Source organism: Oscillospiraceae bacterium MB08-C2-2 (assembly GCA_035621215.1).
Lineage (GTDB): Bacteria > Bacillota > Clostridia > Oscillospirales > Ruminococcaceae > WRAV01.
In genome coordinates, this window is the sequence record CP141729.1 from 1,594,109 (window position 1) to 1,610,595 (window position 16,487).

Consider the following 16,487-nt stretch of genomic DNA (forward strand, 5'->3'; position numbering starts at 1 on the left):
CGGCTCACTTTCTCGCTATGGCTTTTTCTACCGCAGCAATTACTGCTGGAACATCCAAACCATATTTAGTCAGCAGCTCGTTATAAGAGCCACATTCCGCATGAAGATCCTGTAGACCTATAAACTCCTGCACTGCATTTGCACCGCCTGCGGATAAAACTTCGGCTACTGCCCCACCCAATCCACCGATAATATTGTGCTCTTCTGCGGTTACAATGGCTCCGGTTTTGGCAGCGGATTCCAGAATCAGCTCCCGGTCTATGGGCTTAATGCTGAACATATCCACCACACGCACTTCAATGCCCTTTTTGGCCAGCTCCTCTGCCGCAGCAACGGCCTGACCCACCATTACACCACAGGCGATGATGGTCGCATCCTTGCCCTCACGCAAAATCATGCCTTTTCCGGTTTCAAACTTTGTGTCAGCGCTGTAAACAGTGGGGGTAGCATCTCTGGAAAGGCGGATATACATGGGTGCATCGACCTCAATTGCGTTTTTAACCAGCCAGTCGGTCTGGTATTCATCCGCAGCTACAAACACCTGAAAATTGGGCAGGGCACGCATAATGGCAATATCTTCTAATGAATGATGGCTCGGGCCATCATACGCATCGGAAATACCGCCGTAAGCACCCATAAATTTAACGTTCAGCTTGGAATAGGAACCAAATGCCCGTGCTCCAATCAATCCGATGGAAGCGAGAAACACAGCAAAGGTATTGACAAAAGGAATCTTCCCTGTGGTGGCAAGACCCGCTGCAATCCCCACCATATCTGCCTCTGCGATTCCAACGTTAAAGAACCGCTCGGGGATCGCTGCGGCAAACAACCCGGATTTTGTGGAGGAACAAACATCCGCATCCAGCACAACCACATTTTTATTCTCTCTTCCATACTTCACAAGCGCTTCGCCATAAACATCTCTAATTGCTTTTCCCATTATTTTTCACCCCTCAGTTCTGCCATTGCAAGCTTATATTCCTCATCACTAATCGGTTTTCCGTGCCAGATGTTTTTGCCTTCCATAAAGGAGATTCCCTTGCCCTTAACTGTTTCTGCAAGGATGATAGACGGTTTGCCTTTTACGGCTTTTGCTTGATCAATGGTGCTGCAAAGCTCTTCCACATCATGCCCATTGCAAGAGAACACTTCAAAGCCAAATGCTTCAAACTTAGCGGCTACATTCCCCATCGGCATAATCTCATCGGAGGTGCCGTCAAGCTGTACATGGTTGTGATCCAGAATGGCAATTAAATTGTCGGTCTTAAACTTAGCAGCAGCCATACAGGCTTCCCATACAGTGCCTTCATTGAGCTCACCGTCACCCAAAATGGCATAGACAGTGGCATCCTCAATACCGGAAAGCTTTAGACCCAGTGCCATACCAACACAAGCCGAAAGGCCAATGCCGAGTGGGCCGGTGGAAAGCTCCACCCCCGGGGTTTCCAGTGCGCAGGGGTGACCTTGCAGGCGGCTGTTAAGCTGGCGCAGTGTTTTCATCTCTTCCACAGGGAAGAAACCTTTTTCCGCCAGCACCCGATAAAGCATGGGGGCGGCGTGTCCTTTAGTCAGCACAATGCGATCTCTATTTTCCCAAAGTGGGTTCTGGGGATCTACCTTTGCCTTTTCAAAATAGAGCGCAGTTAGAATTTCACACACCGATAACGACCCACCGGGGTGACCGGTCTGGATGGAATGAAGCACTTCGATCAGATCGATACGAAATTTCTTGCAAAGTGCGTTCAATTCATCCCTTTTGGCTACAGATAAATTCATGGAAAGGCCTCCTTAAAAATATGTAATACCTTGTATTGAGGGTGTAGACAAAAGTCTACACCCTTTATGGGGGGCATCCAATGCCCCCCATATTCCCCCCGGATTGCGCCGATCCGGCGCAAAAAGTGGGATCCCTGCGTCGAAGTCAATTCGACTGCAGAAGAATTACGCATCAAAACCATAAGGTCTTCAAGCTAAAGGTAGTTCTGTCTACAGTCTGACCTTGTATTATTTGCCCATTGGCAGCAGGAAGAATTTGCAGCCTTGTTTTTTCTCAAAGCGGTCGAATGCTGTTTCCCACTCGGTAAGAGGCAGCTTTGTATCCGCCAGCGGCTCAAGGGTGACTTTCCCTTCACTCAGCAGTTTGAGGGCTGTACGCCAGCTATGATTCCGTGATCCCAAAGAACCGGAGAAATGCAGCTCCTTGTAGCAAACCTTTTCAATATCAAACTCAATCTTTTTACCGGGAAGCCCAATTTGAGTAAAGTAGCCTCGCTTCTTCATTAGATTGAGTGCACTGTTTACAGCAGGTGCTGCTCCTGAGCACTCCAGCACAACATCCGCGCCATAGTTTCCGGAAAGGCCATTGATAACGTCGGCAAGACTTTCCTGCTGGATGTTCACTGTATAGTCTGCACCCAGCTGTTTTGCCATTTCCAGGCGAGGCGCATCGATATCGGTTCCGCTCATGACCACGGTTGCACCATGGGCCTTGGCAACCTGCATAGCCATCAGGCCGATGGCACCGGGGCCTGAAACCAGCACCAAATCACCGGGAACAATTTTGCACAGATCATAAACGGCGTGGCACACACAGGCCAGGGGCTCACACATAGCAGCGGCGGTATCGGATACGTTGTCGGGAATTTTATGCACACGGCCTGCCGGCACCACGGTATAATCCGCAAAGATGCCGTTATACCAGTATCCCAATGTTTTGCGCTCCACACACAGGTTATAAAAGCCCTCACGGCAATAATCGCACACGCCGCAATAGTGGTAAGCTGTTTCAGAAACAACCCGGTCCCCCACCGAAAACCCGGTGACACCCTCGCCCAGCTCCGCAATTTCACCTGAAAACTCATGGCCGGTAACCACCGAGGGATTGACCGGAATGGCAATGTCACTGTGAAAGATATGCAGGTCTGAACCGCAGATGCCTGCCTCGCTCACTTTGATTTTGATCTGACCAGCCTGTGCCGCAGGCTCTGGAATATCTCGGATTTCCATATTACCGGGGCCGGCTGCATATTTTACTAATGCTTTCATATTTCTTCACATCTGAAAAATCAGGTGCGGTTTCCTCCTTAACAATTATTTTTTGCGAATTTGCCAAGATAAGCCTCGATCACCCGTGGATCGTTCCTCAGCTCTGAGGAAGGCCCGCTGAGAATCACTTTGCCGCCATCGATAATATAAGCATAGTGGGAAATCTGCAAGGCAAGCTTTGCATTCTGCTCCACCAGCAAAATCGGCATATTCTGTGTTTTATTAATTTGAACGATTTTCTCAAACAGCTCTGCAACAACAATAGGCGCAAGCCCCATGGAAGGCTCATCAAGCATAAGAACCCGAGGCCGGGCCATAAGCGCACGCCCGATGGCAAGCATTTGCTGTTCGCCCCCTGAAAGGCTCCAGCCAAGCTGATCCTTTCTTTCCAAAAGGCGGGGAAAAAGCTCGTAGACTTCATCCAGTTCCTTTTGATAAGGCTGTCGGCCAAAAAAGCCATGCCAGTTAACAGTGCCTGTCTCGAGATTGTTGCGTACCGAAAGCCCTGGGAAGATGTGACGCCCTTCTGGCACATGGATAATGCGGTTATTGGCAATGTACCGGGGCCTCTTATCGATAATTTCGCCTTTTTCGTGAACCATAATCGAGCCGGTGCGCCGGATCATCCCAGAAATCGATTTAAGGAGTGTGGTTTTGCCTGCACCGTTGGAACCGATCAAGCAGGTGATCTTACCTTTTTCAACGGTCATGTCGATTCCCTTAAGAGCCTCGATAGGGCCATAATAGGCGTGCAGATCTGTAATCTTAAGCATCCATATCCCTCCCCAGATAAGCCTCAATAACAGCCTGATTGGAGGAAACCTGAGCAGGCCCGCCCGTTGCAATGACCTTTCCAAAGCAGAGCACCACAATATCCTCACAGATATTCATAATCATATCCATCGAATGCTCAATAAGCAGCACCCCGATTCCGCATTCCTTTGCCGCATAGTTAAGCAGTGCCATGACATCGTCAATTTCCTTGTTATTCAGGCCTGCCGCCGGCTCATCCACCAGCATGACTTTTGGGTGCGTGAGCAGAGACCTTACAATTTCCAGCTGCTTTCTCTGCCCATAAGCCAGTGCATTGATGTCGTCATCCCAATCAAAGGTAAAATCGGTGAAACGCATCAGATCGCTGAGTTCATGTTCAAAATCGGCTCCCTTTTTACCAAAATAGCTTTTCAGATAGCCAAACTGATTGGCCAGATCAGTTCCCAGAAGCAGATTGTCTCTAATGCTCGAACGCTGTAAAAAACGAGGCGTTTGAAAGGTTCGCCCAATCCCCAAGCGGGCTCTCATATAAGAGGGAACAGAAGAAATATCCTTCTCATCCAGAAAAAGTGAGCCGCTATCCGGTGTGTAAATTCCGCTGATCAGGTTCATCAGCGTGCTTTTGCCTGCACCATTGGGGCCAATCAGACCGTGCACCTCCCCCGGAAGCACCGAAAATGTAACATCATCAGCCGCACATACGCCTCCAAAACATTTGCATACTTTATCCAGCCTTAATATTGGATTCATGCTTTTGCATCCTCCTTAGCCCTTTTATCCGCTTGGGGCGCTTTGGGGAATAGTTTTCTTTTAATGGATTTTCCAATATTGGAGGTTAGCCCGGCAAGCCCCATGGGCATAAAGATCATCAGCAGAATAACGCCGATTCCATAAATAAGCTGCAAATATTTCTGCATGCCCCTAAGCCATTCGGGCAGCATGGTTACCAGCACCGAGCCTACAAAGATACCGGCCGTATTGTTAACACCACCAAGCATTGCCATAATGATATAGGAGGTAGCCCGCTCAAAGGTAAACATGTCGGAAGAAACAAACTGGCTGTGCATGGCGTAAAGTGCACCTGCAAGGGCCGCCAGCACGCCTGCAATGGTAAAGGCAATCACCTTTGTTTTATACACATGGATGCCCAGCGTCTGCGCTGCAATTTCATTGTCCCGGATAGCGGAAAGCGAGCGTCCAAGCTGAGAGCGGCGAATGCGCTCCACCAGCAGCGCCACGACCAATACAATCCCCGCCAGAACAAAAAACCACTCGTTGTAGTTGGCAGGAGTCCACCCAAAGATACGCAGAGACGCAATGTTTGAGATTCCGTCCGGCCCTCCAAACAGAGGTTTATAGCTGAGATAAAAGGACCACGCAACCTGCACAAGCCCGATGGTTGCAAAGGTGAAGTAAGTGCCACTCAGGCGGAACAATATTAATCCAACGAAATAAGCCAGCGCCGCCGAAACAAGCAGCGTAATGAGCAATGTCAGAGAAGTGCCAACCCAAAAGCCATGCCGACCGGAACACAGGTTGGCAGTCAGATAGGCACCCACACCCATAAACGCAACAGCCGCAAAAGAAAGCTGGCCGCCAAGACCCAGCATGACCGATAAGCCGTAGGTGGCAATGGCATAGATAAGACCCAGATTGAGCACCATCATAGAATAGCCTTCGTTCACTGCCGGAACCACTGCAACAAATATGGCTGCCGCAAGAAAGACCAGGCAGGTCGAGGTCTTTAACTGTATTTTTCTTTTTTTCACGCTTTTCACCTCACGCCTTATCAGCAACTTTTTCACCAAACAATCCTTGCGGTCGAATAAGCAAAACAGCAATCAGCACCAGAAAAACCACTGCATCTTTATATTGCGAGAACTGAACAGTGCTGTAAGATTCCACAAGCCCAATCAGAATGGATCCAAGAATCGCCCCCTTGATATTACCGAAGCCCCCGATGACCACTCCCGCAAAAGCCCGCAGCTGGAGCGACCCCAGCGTGTTGCTCACCATAAAAATAGGGGCAATCATATAGCCGCCTACCGAGGCAAGGGTTACCACTATGATATAGGTTGCCGCCGTCGTCAGAATCGTGGGGATTCCCAGCAGCTCTGCGGCATATTTATCCTGTGCGGCTGCCTGCATCATCCGCCCCGCATAGAGCTTTTCAAAAAGAATAAACACCAGCGTAATGAGAACGATACCCACCAGAATGGTCAATACAAACTGCCATTGGAGGGTCACTCCGTTAAATTTCAGAATAGCGGCCTTTCCCGTTGTTGGATTTTTCATGAGAGGAGGCATAGAACGTGGCAGGCTTCCCCAGATAAGCGTTGCTATCTCTTTGAGCACCATGGCGGCACCCATGGTAGAAATAACGGTAGCAGTGGGATAGGTTGCATTGCGCAGCGGCCAGTAAACGGTGAACATAAACACCACGCCAACTACGCTAAAAATCACCAGGGCTATTGGAATCAGCGCCCAAAGGGGCAGTTTTAAATCCACAGTCAGTGCACAAGTGATGAAGGCACCAAACATGAGCAAATCACCCTGCGCAAAATTCATGACGCCGATGGCACGAATTAAAAGGATTAGACCCATTGCCATCAAGGCGTAGATCATACCCATTGCAAAACCGTTAATTGTCAATGAGATCATTGTATTCAGATTCATTGCATCACCCCATATAATCAAAATTACAAAAGCTTCATTGCCTTTTGGCTTATACTATAAAAACTGTCCGGTATGGAAACAGTATGGCTTGTGTTTTATCCCTGCGGCGATGAGGCATCTGCAATCAAAAGCCTTCATGCGGTTAGCCGCAAACACTGCTTTGAGTCTGCAGCGATTCAGATTTTCCTTGTATGAATCGGGAAGCGGCCTGCATATCAGACAAGAAATCTGCATTCTTTCTATGTAAGCCGGCTGCCGATTGTTTTTCGGGCAGCTTCAGAAGCTGCGGCGAAAGCCGGATATTTCGGGATACAGGCGGTAAGCGAACCGCGTGTATCCCTTTTTCATCAACAAACCAATCTTTTGGGTTCTGTTTTAGGTCATATTCTTAGTGCTATCTGGTCTTAACAGTATCAATCATAACCGCACGCCCTTCCTCATTATGGGTGAGGAACTGGCTGGTGCTGAAGCAGTGATTATCTGCATAGGTGTAGGTAGACATCGCACCTTTATAATCCTTGATTTCTTTCAGCGCATTGTTAATTGCTTCTTTGTCAGTGGTTGTTCCGGCAATTTCGCAAGCTTCCTTAAAGAGCATCATAGAGTCATAGGTGGTTACAGCGGGCATATCCGAATAGGCATTGTAAACGGTCTTATAGTTGGTACCGAATTTTCGGCCTTCTTCCGTGGCAACCTCAACTGTCCAATCGGCCACAGCATACCAACCATCGGAAGTGGAGCCAGCATTTTCACGGCAGACAGCAGAAGCCCAAGAGGAAGAGCCCAGCAGAGGAATATCAAGCCCAGCGGCATCAACCTGCTGGCAGATAACGGCGGCAGGCATCTGATGGCCAATTGCAATCAGGCCGTCAACATCCGAATTTTGAATTTGTGTAATCATGGGGGTAAAATTCTTTTCGTCCACTACAAATCCATACTGGTTGTTTTCTGAAACATCAATGCCAATGTCTTTGAGTGCCGCAAGTGTCTGATCTTTAAGGCCTGTTCCAAAGCTCTCGGTGGAATAGAGAATGGCAGGATTTTTCATTTTCAGGCTTTCTGTCGCCGCTTTTGCAAGCAATACACCCGACTGGTCATCTGTCATACGTACCTGCCATATGTAAGGGTTGTTTTCTTTCGGAATGTTTGCGGAGGAACCGCCTGCAAACATAGGGATTTTTTTCTCCAGCACATTGGGAGAAGCTGCAATGCAGTTTCCCGAATAGGTTGAGCCGAAGAAAGCAACCACCTCGGGGTAATTCATGATTTTGACCATTGCATTAACAGAGGCCTGCAAATTGTCAACCTCATCTTCAACAACAATCTTCAGCTCTTTGCCAAGAATACCGCCAGCTGCATTAATATCTTCCACTGCAAGCTTGGCGCCATTGACTACATACTCGCCCACCATTTTGTTGGTGCCTGTAACTGGTGCTACAACACCAAACGTAACAGTGCCATCAAACTCTTTTGATGTGGCCGGTGCAGAAGAAGCTTCTGCGGGTTTGCTGTTTTCAGGAGCTGGGGATGTGCTGGAAGGAGCTGCAGGAGGAGTGGTGGAACAACCGGTGAACGCAACCAATGCCATTGCCATAACAAATGCGATAATTCTGGTTTTCTTCATTTTTTCCCTCTTTCCTTTTCATGTCGCATATTTTTTATTTCTCGGGCTCCATAAAACCCGATCAATAACAAAGTAATATACCAGCCTCCACGCTGAATGAAATTTTTCTACCCTTGCGCATCTTTACTTTAAAGTTCATTGAGTATAAGCAATAAGAGCATGATTGGAATACTGACCAAAATAGAAAGAGAACTTGTAACGCTTGAAAGTGCTACATCCCCTTTGTTCTTTTCTATAAAGGCCGGTGCCAAAGCCGAAACCGGTGAAAAAACTGCCAAGGTCAACACCTGGCGTATTTCTAAAGAGAAAGGAAGACAAAAATAAATCAAAAGGGAAAATACAGTGGCAGAAAGATATCTTGCTCCCAATGTTTTAGCCGCCTGCCCAATACGTTTTGTATCAAAATTCACCTCCAGCATCATGCCAATAGCAAGCATTGATAAAAACCCGTTTGCACTTCCCACCAGAGAAGCAGCTGAAAGGACAAAGCTTGGAAGGCGAATGCCTGTGAGAGATAAGATCAGCAACAAAATACAAATATTGAATGCCAGCGTAGAAAACATTTTTTTAAAGGCCTTAAACCCACTTTCCTTCTCTGGAGAATCGGAAACAGCAGCTACAATGGCATTTGTTCCTCCTGCGGTCATCATGCTACTGCCCATATTAAACATGCTAATGACAACCACAGCGGATGCGCCAAAGAAATTTTGAACAAAAGGCAGTGAAAATGCCCCGATATTGTAGCCGGAATAATGCAGCATACAAAATGCTTTCTCACTGTCTTCCTTCCCCCGGGAAGCAAAATACCCCCACAGCACCATAATCAGGTTTGAAGCTATCCCCAGCAAAATGACAGCCAGCATCGAAAGATCGATTGAAGCATTGGAGAAGCTGGTAATAAGAGCGGCAGGAAGTGTAATATCCAGCATGATTTTAGAAACCAGCTTATAATCATCTTTTGCAAAGAAGTGTAAGCACTTCAAGAAATACCCCAATAAAATTACGGCTATAAATGCAAATGCCTTTGTTAGCACCGCTGCCATTGCTGTCCCTTTCCAGAGCTCCTGTCCTCATATTACATATGACGTAGGATGTCTTTGTTAAAAAAACATCACTGGTTTACTCAGCTTACTTAAAATGAAATGGTGTGAGGAGAATGCGTATCTATTGCGAATTTCAACCGCAGTCAATCTTGTTACACTTCATCAAATTCATAAGAAAACTGTATGCAAACCAATGATTGTACGTTTCATGGCGTATCGTTTTATAAGCTTGTTATTTATACCGGTTGCCCAAACCCTCCATATTGCGAATGTTGTAACTGAGATGTTTGATCATGGCTTCACAAGCTTGTTTGGGGTCTCGTGCTGCAATGGCTTCCACAATCTCACGGTGGACACTGATGGCTTCTTTTCGTTCCACTTCATACGGAAAAACATTAAACAGCTCAATACCGGTGTGAATAATTGGAATGAGGTTTGGCATGACCAAATTTCTTGTCATTTGTGCAATGCTGGTATGAAAGGCGGCATCTTGTTGAATATAATCTTCGGCATCATCCACCAATTGCTCTATTTCAATGCATTTCAGGCGCAGAGCTTCTATTTCTTCAGGCTGTGCATTTTGAGCGGCTACAGCAGCAATTTCTGGCTCCAAAATACAGCGTATTTGTAAAAGATCAATAGCCAGCTTGTATTTGTCTTTGTAAAACGCCAGCCCCAGAGGGTCATCGACAATGCCAGGAGCCTGAGAGACAAAAGTACCTTTTCCCCGCCGGATTTCCAAAATATTGCGGGATACCAGCAGCTTTACAGACTCACGGATTGTGCCTCTGCCCACTTTTAAATCATCTGCAAGTTCAAATTCATTGGGCAGCTTTTCACCTATCATTAAATTCTGGCTAAGAATCCTTTGTATAATTTGGTCAGCCACTCTCTCAGTAAGTGACTTTTCGTTTTCAATGACGGATTCAAACATACAGGGGTCCCCGATTTCATTTATTTTTTATTTATAATTAAGCTTACGCAGTAACAATACATGTGATGTCGTATGTCTAATATCTATATTAACAAAAATTATTTAAAAATCAATGCGTTTTTATTCGATTCATGTGAATGCATGAATTGTTTTGATCTTGATTGGGGAAATCTCCAATTTATAAAGGCGCGAACTGTTTTTATGCCAAAATTGAATGTAGTTTGTTGTTTAAACTGCGCAATCGCTGCTTGATGGATGAAACGATGCTCAAAATAATTATGATTTTTCCGCCTATGCTCATACCGAGCTATTAAGATGGGTACACAATACAGGCAATTAGAGTTACTATCCATACAAGTGCGAGGCAAATGGCCGCATAAGATATTTGTTTTTCTCCCTTTGTGAGGTCATGTATGTATGTTGATTTTTCTCTTGTGTGAGTGATGCCAGAAAAAAGCAGGGGTTTGAAGTTTATTATAAATGAGTAACCAACGATTGCCACAGCTGAAACAATAAAAAGGTTAAGTGGAATTATATTGAATATGCATAAACAGTTCCAAACAATCCCTATTAATAGCAACAGCAGCATTAGTAAGCGCTTAGTTTTAATTTTCATTTATTTCACCTATTATAAATAACGCGTATTTTTCTTGATTTTAGCATAGATAAAACAAAAATCGTGTATGGGTTCGAACCCTCATACATAACTTGGGTTTGCCCGCGCCGCTGTATTAAGATGTCAAGCCCACTATTTTGTAGTGGAATTGAACTGTCCACCAGCCAAGGCTTCTGGTGGTTTTCTATGGCTTTGAAACTTACCTGTATAAGCCGCTCTTTGCAAAATGTGCCCCTCAGCTGCTCGAAAGAAGTCTTCCCGTTGGGATTTTGTGGGTAACACTAATCGGGTGTCTAATATAAAAACTGTAAAAGTATAGTGGTGTATCATTTTAAATGGTGGTTTAGGCCCTTTGTAGCAATGCTTTCCATACGCTAAGCCTTGCATTGCGCCAACAAGGCTTCCATTGGGGTCACCCTTCGGTATAGCTTTGGGAATAACCGTTAGAATTGGTAAGTTCCAAATAAGCCAATGATTATAGTTTTTGAAGAAAGGATGGGACACATCATCTAGCGTAATTGCTATAGAAATAGCACGTTCATTCACTTCCGTTATATGAATCTCAGGGGAAATGTCCTTTCCTCTTGCGGTATATTCCAATGGGATCCAATCCCCTTCTTTGAAAGCCGGAAAATCAATTTTTAATTGTTTCATACTCCTTCGCCTCACATTGTTCTCATTTTCTTTGCGTCAAAAATCACATAATAGGCGCAGTTCATCCTTCAATTGGATGCATCACGATCCACATTGGGCTGTGTAAAATTTTAATTAGCTTAAAATGGATTCAATGCTCTTCGTCTGCTTCTATTTTACCATACAGTCAAAACCTCCGGCTAAGCCGGAGGCTTGAATAAGCCCTAGAAGGGCACAATACAGACAGTACCCCTAAAGGGGTCCCGAAAGATCTGCCATCCGCATTGCTTTCTCGGGCAACCCCTAAAGGGGTACGTTTTTATGCCTTGGTGTTCTTGCTACCCGTAAACGGGTCAGTGTACTCCTTGAGACTCATCTGATCGGATAGCTCATCTTCCTCCAATTGCTTTTTGATATACTCCTGTATCTGCTTTTTATTCCGCCCTACTGTATCCACATAATACCCTCTTGCCCAGAAATGCCTATTTCCATATTTGTACTTCAAATTTGCATGACGGTCGAATATCATTAAGCTGCTCTTCCCTTTTAGATACCCCATTATCTGCGATACACTAAACTTTGGTGGTATACTGATTAGCATATGGATGTGATCTGGGCATGCGTTCGCTTCTATAATTTCTACCCCTTTTTGATCACACAATTTCCTTAGGATAAACCCTATGTCTGCTTTAATTTCCCGATATATTACTTGTCTCCTGTATTTTGGTGCAAATACTACGTGGTATTGACATCTCCACTTGGTATGTTCTAAACTGTTTATGTCTTTCATTTAAAGACCTCCTCGATTTTTTAGTTAGGTTGGCAGACCTTAACTTTTAATATATCGGGGAGCTTTTTTCTTGTCCATACCTATAAGGTCTTTCTCCACCGGCAAAGCCGGTGGTTCTTAAGCAACGCAAAAAGGGCGCAGTCTCTTCAATAGCCTGCGCCCTTTTTTGGACTTCATATATTGGGTTGTGTCGGTTCAAGGTGTTGCCTCTATAGCGGATGCAGAAAATGCATCCGAATCGGCATAAGTTATTGTTTCTTGTATCCGCCGCATTCTAAGAGCAATTTCTCAAATTCCTGAACCGTAATATCTCTCTTCAGGCTGATGGCAGTTGCTTTGACCTCCTGAAGAAGCTCTTTCTTATTTTCTTCTGAAATCTCATAGCCATAATCTTCGCACCAAATATCAATGTTGGCGTTTCCGCTTTTTTTGCCCATGTATACCTTCGGAATATTTTGCCCGGTCATATTCCAATGGTAAGGCAGCATAATCAGTGGATCAATTTCTCTTGCATTTTTCCATAAGCCAACCGGCATTCCAGTTTCCCAGCCAAACAAGCGGGTTCCCACAACGGACTTTGTCGTGGGAATGGGGAATTTTGCACGATCGGAAACTTCCCTTGAAACCTCAAGAAGCTGTTCGCACTTCACTCCACAGTCAATTCCATACAGAGCATTTAAAGAAAGTACAAGCGGCTCAATGGGGCAGTTTCCCGCTCTTTCTCCAATGCCGTTCACCGTAACATGAGCCACCTCCGCGCCGGCCGCCAGAGCCGCCAGAGTGGTGGCAACGCTCATGCCGAAATCCTCGTGGAAGTGAGCCTCGATGGGTCGTTGGAATTTTTCTTTCAGCTTTTTCACAGTATAGGCGGCACCCTCGGGAGAAAATGCGCCAAAGGTATCCACAAGGGTAATGGCATCCATGTGTCCGCCGGCATCCAAAATGCCCTGAAGTGTGTTCAACAGAAAGTCAAGGTCTGCTCTTGAGCTGTCCGCCGGGAAGAATGTAACAAGCAGCCCCAACTCATGAGCGCGTGCAGTGGCCTTCGCAGCAGCGGCAATGGCTTTTTCTACCGTCCAGCCCATACCGCCCTTGATCAAGTGATTGCTTCCCGGAACCTCCGCCAGCACGCCGTCCACACCGCAGTCCTTTGCCAACTCAATATCAGAGAGAACATTGCGGACAAAGGCATAGGTTTTGGCCTTCAGGCCGAGTTTGGTAATTGCACGTATTGCATCCTCGTCCTCTTTGGATGCAGCCGGCGTTCCAAGCTCTATTTTATGTACGCCCAAGGCATCAATTTTTTTTGCCAGTTCGATTTTATCTTCTTTGGTGAAAACGATACCGGCCTGCTGTTCGCCATCCCGCAAAGTGGTATCTAAAATTTGAATTTTCTCGGGAAAATTCAGTGTTTTGATCGCCTCCGCCTCATAGTTTGCAGGTGCAACCCACCATTTTCCTTCTTCTCTAAAGCCCATTGTATCTTCCTGCCTTTCCTTATTTTACGCATTGGGGTCTGTTTTTTTTACTTTGCATGTTGTGTCCGTAATATACTGGGCAACCCGGGGCGCCACATCGTCTTTTAAAATGGAGTTCATGCCGTTCTCCGGCTCACTGTCGTTTTTGGTAAACCAAAAATGTCCCACATTCGGTACGGCATAGGTTTCGTGAGGAATATTCAGCTTTTTCAGCAGATTGATAAATGCCACCGTCTGTTTTTCCGGCAGAACGATTTCGTCTGCTTTCCCCCATATCATGAAAAAGGAGGTATCAAACAGAGGGCTTCTTACCGCTTCGTGGATGCAGCAAACCGGAGAGGCCTGCTGGTAGAGCGCTTTTCCGGTATGGGGATCACACCCGAACATTTTGTTTATGACAAAATCCGTGCGGGTGGCATTGGTATAATGTGCCCAATCGACAATGTCCATCACACCGTAGGCGCACACCACAAACTTGATCTTAGCGCTGGAACGCTCATTGCCAAAAGCGGCCATAGCGCCCAAATAGGCCCCTGCGGAATCCCCCATAAAGCCAAGCTTTAGCGGATCAATCTTCCAGCTGCCTGCGTTTTGGACAGCAAAATTAATGGCGGCATCCATTTCGCTTATAATGAGCGGATAGGAGGGACGGGAGGGTGTTGCCAGCGTATAATTAACCGCCATCACCGCTATGCCACGGCTGGCCAGATAGGGCCCCCAATCCGCATACATCTCTTTAGAGCCAGCTTGAAAGGCTCCACCGTGAACCGCTATCACAAGGGGAGAATCTTCGGCACCCTCCGGCAAATAGACATCCGCCGTGTGGTGCTCATAGGCTGTTGTTGTGTAAACTATATTTTTTAGCTTTTGGTATCCGATCATAGCGTACCCTTTTTCGATTGCTGCTCCAGCATATAGCAGGCTGTTGCAATCGTATTGATTTTATTTTGCTGGGTATCGGTCCGTGAGGTCATGATAACCGGTCTCTTGGTTCCGGCAATAATAGAGCAGGCATCTTTTTTAGCGTAATGGATGATGCTTTTGCTCAGAGTATTTGCCTCATTGAGGGATGAGGCCACAAGGATGTCGGCTTTTCCCGCAACGGGGCTGTCTATATCCTTGATGGCTGCAAAGAGTTGCGAGATGGCATTGTCCAGGCTGAGGGGGCCATCCACAACACAGCCGCCAATTTGGCCACGCCGGTTCATCTGGGTCAGGATAGCGCTATCCATGGTATCCTGCATTTTGGGGTTTACGATTTCCACCGCACCCAGCAAGGCTACCTTCGGTTCCCGCTTTCCGAACAACTGCGCCGAACGCACCGCATTTTTAATCAAGTCCAGCTTTACCTCCAACGTCAGCTCAATGTTGACGGCACAATCCGTTAAAAACTGCAAATCGTCGTTGTATCCGTCAAACATGGTGATCTGGCTTAGCCTTCCGTGATCAAAAAATCCGTTTTCAGGCTTCAGAATCGCCTTGACAAAGGTGCCGGTATGTACCTGACCTTTCATGGGAATCTCCGCAGCCTGCTCCCGAATCAGGTCCATAACCAATTGGGGAGCCTGACCGGCGCTATCAGCATGGTATACCGGAATGTTGCTGAGGTCGGGAAAATCCGATTCTATGAACCGCTTTATCTCGGCTTGATCGCCTACCAATATGAACTTTGCAAGATTCTCCTTTATTACCTGTGAAACAATACTTAATTCTTCATAGGTGACACCGGCAATCGCAATGGTTCTTAATTTATCCTGTGTCACTTTTGTTCTGATTTCTGCTATGGTATTCATCGTGTGCTCCTTAATACTGCTTGATTAAATTTGTCTGTTCCAAGGCACGAGCTGCACCTTGGGCCAAGGAACGCACTTCGTTGTCATCCGGGTTTACATACAAAGGCGCCATCCACTCCACCATCGGCTTTATATGTCCCATAAACCGTGTTGAATGAGCAAGACCGCCGGTGATGATGATGGCGTCGGGCTTGCCGCTCAAGGCCGCCGCAGCCGCTCCGATCCCTTTTCCAACCTGAAATGCCATGGCTCTAAAAATCAGCTCAGCGTGAGTATCTCCGTTTTGAATCATGGTTTCAATTTCAATGGCATTGTTTGCGTTTAAGTGAGCCTGTGTTCCCCCGCCGCCATTGATGATTTCCTTTAGCTCCTCCAAGGTGAGCTTATTTTTGATGCAAAACTCTGCCCATGCTTTGGCGGGAAGGGTTCCAACACGATCAAAGCCGAAGGGGCTATCCCCATGCAAGCCATTGGTCACATCGATCACTCTTCCGTGCTCATGTGAGGCAACCGAGATACCACTGCCCAAGTGCGTGATGACCAGATTGAGCTGCTCGTAGGTTCTGCCAATGCTTTTCGCATATTCCCGCCCCTTTGCCTTGTGGTTAAGAGCTTGAAAAAAGCTCACTCGCTCAATTTGGGGCAGCCCTGTAATTCTGGCCACATCAATCATTTCATCCACGCACGGTGGGTCTACTGTAAAGGCCGGTATGTTATGCTGTTTTGCAATATCATATGCGATTTGACAGCCCAGCCCGCATGGGTGCATACCATATTTACCGCTTTTAGCATCTTGCAGCATTGCTTCATTGATTTCATAGGTGCCTGATTTCAAAGGCTTTACAACAGGGCCTCTGGAGACAATCGCTGCAAAGTCTGTCAGCGAGAAGCCGCTCTTTTGCAAAAACTGTTCGACCGCCCTACGCCGGTAATCCAGCTGGTTCCACAGGCCGTCAATATCTTTCAGTTCTTGGCTGGGGTGCCTGATGGTCTGGGTAGTCAGCTCCTGCTCACCCAAATAAACGGCCAGCTTTGTGGAGGAGGCGCCTATGTTAATTACAAACAGAATCATTCAATCGCC

16 protein-coding genes are annotated in these 16,487 nt (G+C 46.5%); all 16 read right to left on the reverse strand.

Annotated elements, in window-relative coordinates; all coding sequences use genetic code 11:
* Positions 1–4: 4 nt before the first annotated feature.
* Complete coding sequence (locus U6B65_07035) at positions 5–940, reverse strand: transketolase C-terminal domain-containing protein (protein WRS28874.1); 936 nt, start codon at positions 938–940, stop codon at positions 5–7.
* Positions 940–1,776, reverse strand: a complete 837-nt coding sequence (locus U6B65_07040; GenBank protein ID WRS28875.1) for a transketolase — start codon at positions 1,774–1,776, stop codon at positions 940–942. The genes U6B65_07035 and U6B65_07040 overlap by 1 nt, the downstream gene beginning before the upstream one ends.
* Positions 1,777–2,004: 228 nt before the next feature.
* The gene (locus U6B65_07045; protein WRS28876.1) at positions 2,005–3,045 is read right to left on the reverse strand and encodes a zinc-binding dehydrogenase; all 1,041 of its coding nucleotides are present in this window, start codon (positions 3,043–3,045) and stop codon (positions 2,005–2,007) included.
* Positions 3,046–3,083: 38 nt separating this feature from the next.
* The gene (locus U6B65_07050) at positions 3,084–3,818 is read right to left on the reverse strand and encodes an ABC transporter ATP-binding protein (protein WRS28877.1); all 735 of its coding nucleotides are present in this window, start codon (positions 3,816–3,818) and stop codon (positions 3,084–3,086) included.
* Complete coding sequence (locus U6B65_07055) at positions 3,811–4,569, reverse strand: ABC transporter ATP-binding protein (GenBank protein WRS28878.1); 759 nt, start codon at positions 4,567–4,569, stop codon at positions 3,811–3,813. The genes U6B65_07050 and U6B65_07055 overlap by 8 nt, the downstream gene beginning before the upstream one ends.
* Positions 4,566–5,588 (reverse strand): branched-chain amino acid ABC transporter permease, encoded by a 1,023-nt coding sequence (locus U6B65_07060; GenBank protein WRS28879.1) that lies wholly within the window; start codon positions 5,586–5,588, stop codon positions 4,566–4,568. Before U6B65_07060 ends, U6B65_07055 begins: the two co-directional genes overlap by 4 nt.
* A gap of 10 nt (positions 5,589–5,598) precedes the next feature.
* Positions 5,599–6,495: a branched-chain amino acid ABC transporter permease gene (locus U6B65_07065; protein ID WRS28880.1), complete on the reverse strand. Its 897-nt coding sequence runs from the start codon at positions 6,493–6,495 to the stop codon at positions 5,599–5,601.
* A gap of 394 nt (positions 6,496–6,889) precedes the next feature.
* Positions 6,890–8,119, reverse strand: a complete 1,230-nt coding sequence (locus U6B65_07070; GenBank protein WRS28881.1) for an ABC transporter substrate-binding protein — start codon at positions 8,117–8,119, stop codon at positions 6,890–6,892.
* Positions 8,120–8,247: 128 nt separating this feature from the next.
* Entirely contained in the window at positions 8,248–8,880 is a 633-nt protein-coding gene (locus U6B65_07075; GenBank protein ID WRS28882.1) for a hypothetical protein, read from the reverse strand.
* A 514-nt stretch (positions 8,881–9,394) separates the two neighbouring features.
* Positions 9,395–10,096, reverse strand: a complete 702-nt coding sequence (locus tag U6B65_07080) for a FadR/GntR family transcriptional regulator (GenBank protein WRS28883.1) — start codon at positions 10,094–10,096, stop codon at positions 9,395–9,397.
* A gap of 748 nt (positions 10,097–10,844) precedes the next feature.
* Positions 10,845–11,366 (reverse strand): YbhB/YbcL family Raf kinase inhibitor-like protein, encoded by a 522-nt coding sequence (locus tag U6B65_07085; protein ID WRS28884.1) that lies wholly within the window; start codon positions 11,364–11,366, stop codon positions 10,845–10,847.
* A 298-nt stretch (positions 11,367–11,664) separates the two neighbouring features.
* Positions 11,665–12,135, reverse strand: coding sequence for an IS200/IS605 family transposase (tnpA, locus tag U6B65_07090; GenBank protein ID WRS28885.1), 471 nt, complete (start codon positions 12,133–12,135; stop codon positions 11,665–11,667).
* A gap of 248 nt (positions 12,136–12,383) precedes the next feature.
* Positions 12,384–13,613, reverse strand: a complete 1,230-nt coding sequence (locus tag U6B65_07095) for a hypothetical protein (protein WRS28886.1) — start codon at positions 13,611–13,613, stop codon at positions 12,384–12,386.
* Between the two features lie 24 nt (positions 13,614–13,637).
* Positions 13,638–14,495, reverse strand: coding sequence for an alpha/beta hydrolase (locus U6B65_07100; protein ID WRS28887.1), 858 nt, complete (start codon positions 14,493–14,495; stop codon positions 13,638–13,640).
* The gene (locus tag U6B65_07105; protein ID WRS28888.1) at positions 14,492–15,406 is read right to left on the reverse strand and encodes a phosphate acyltransferase; all 915 of its coding nucleotides are present in this window, start codon (positions 15,404–15,406) and stop codon (positions 14,492–14,494) included. The genes U6B65_07100 and U6B65_07105 overlap by 4 nt, the downstream gene beginning before the upstream one ends.
* 10 nt (positions 15,407–15,416) lie before the next feature.
* On the reverse strand, positions 15,417–16,478 hold the full coding sequence (gene buk / locus U6B65_07110) for a butyrate kinase (protein WRS28889.1): 1,062 nt from the start codon (positions 16,476–16,478) through the stop codon (positions 15,417–15,419).
* Positions 16,479–16,487: the final 9 nt, after the last annotated feature.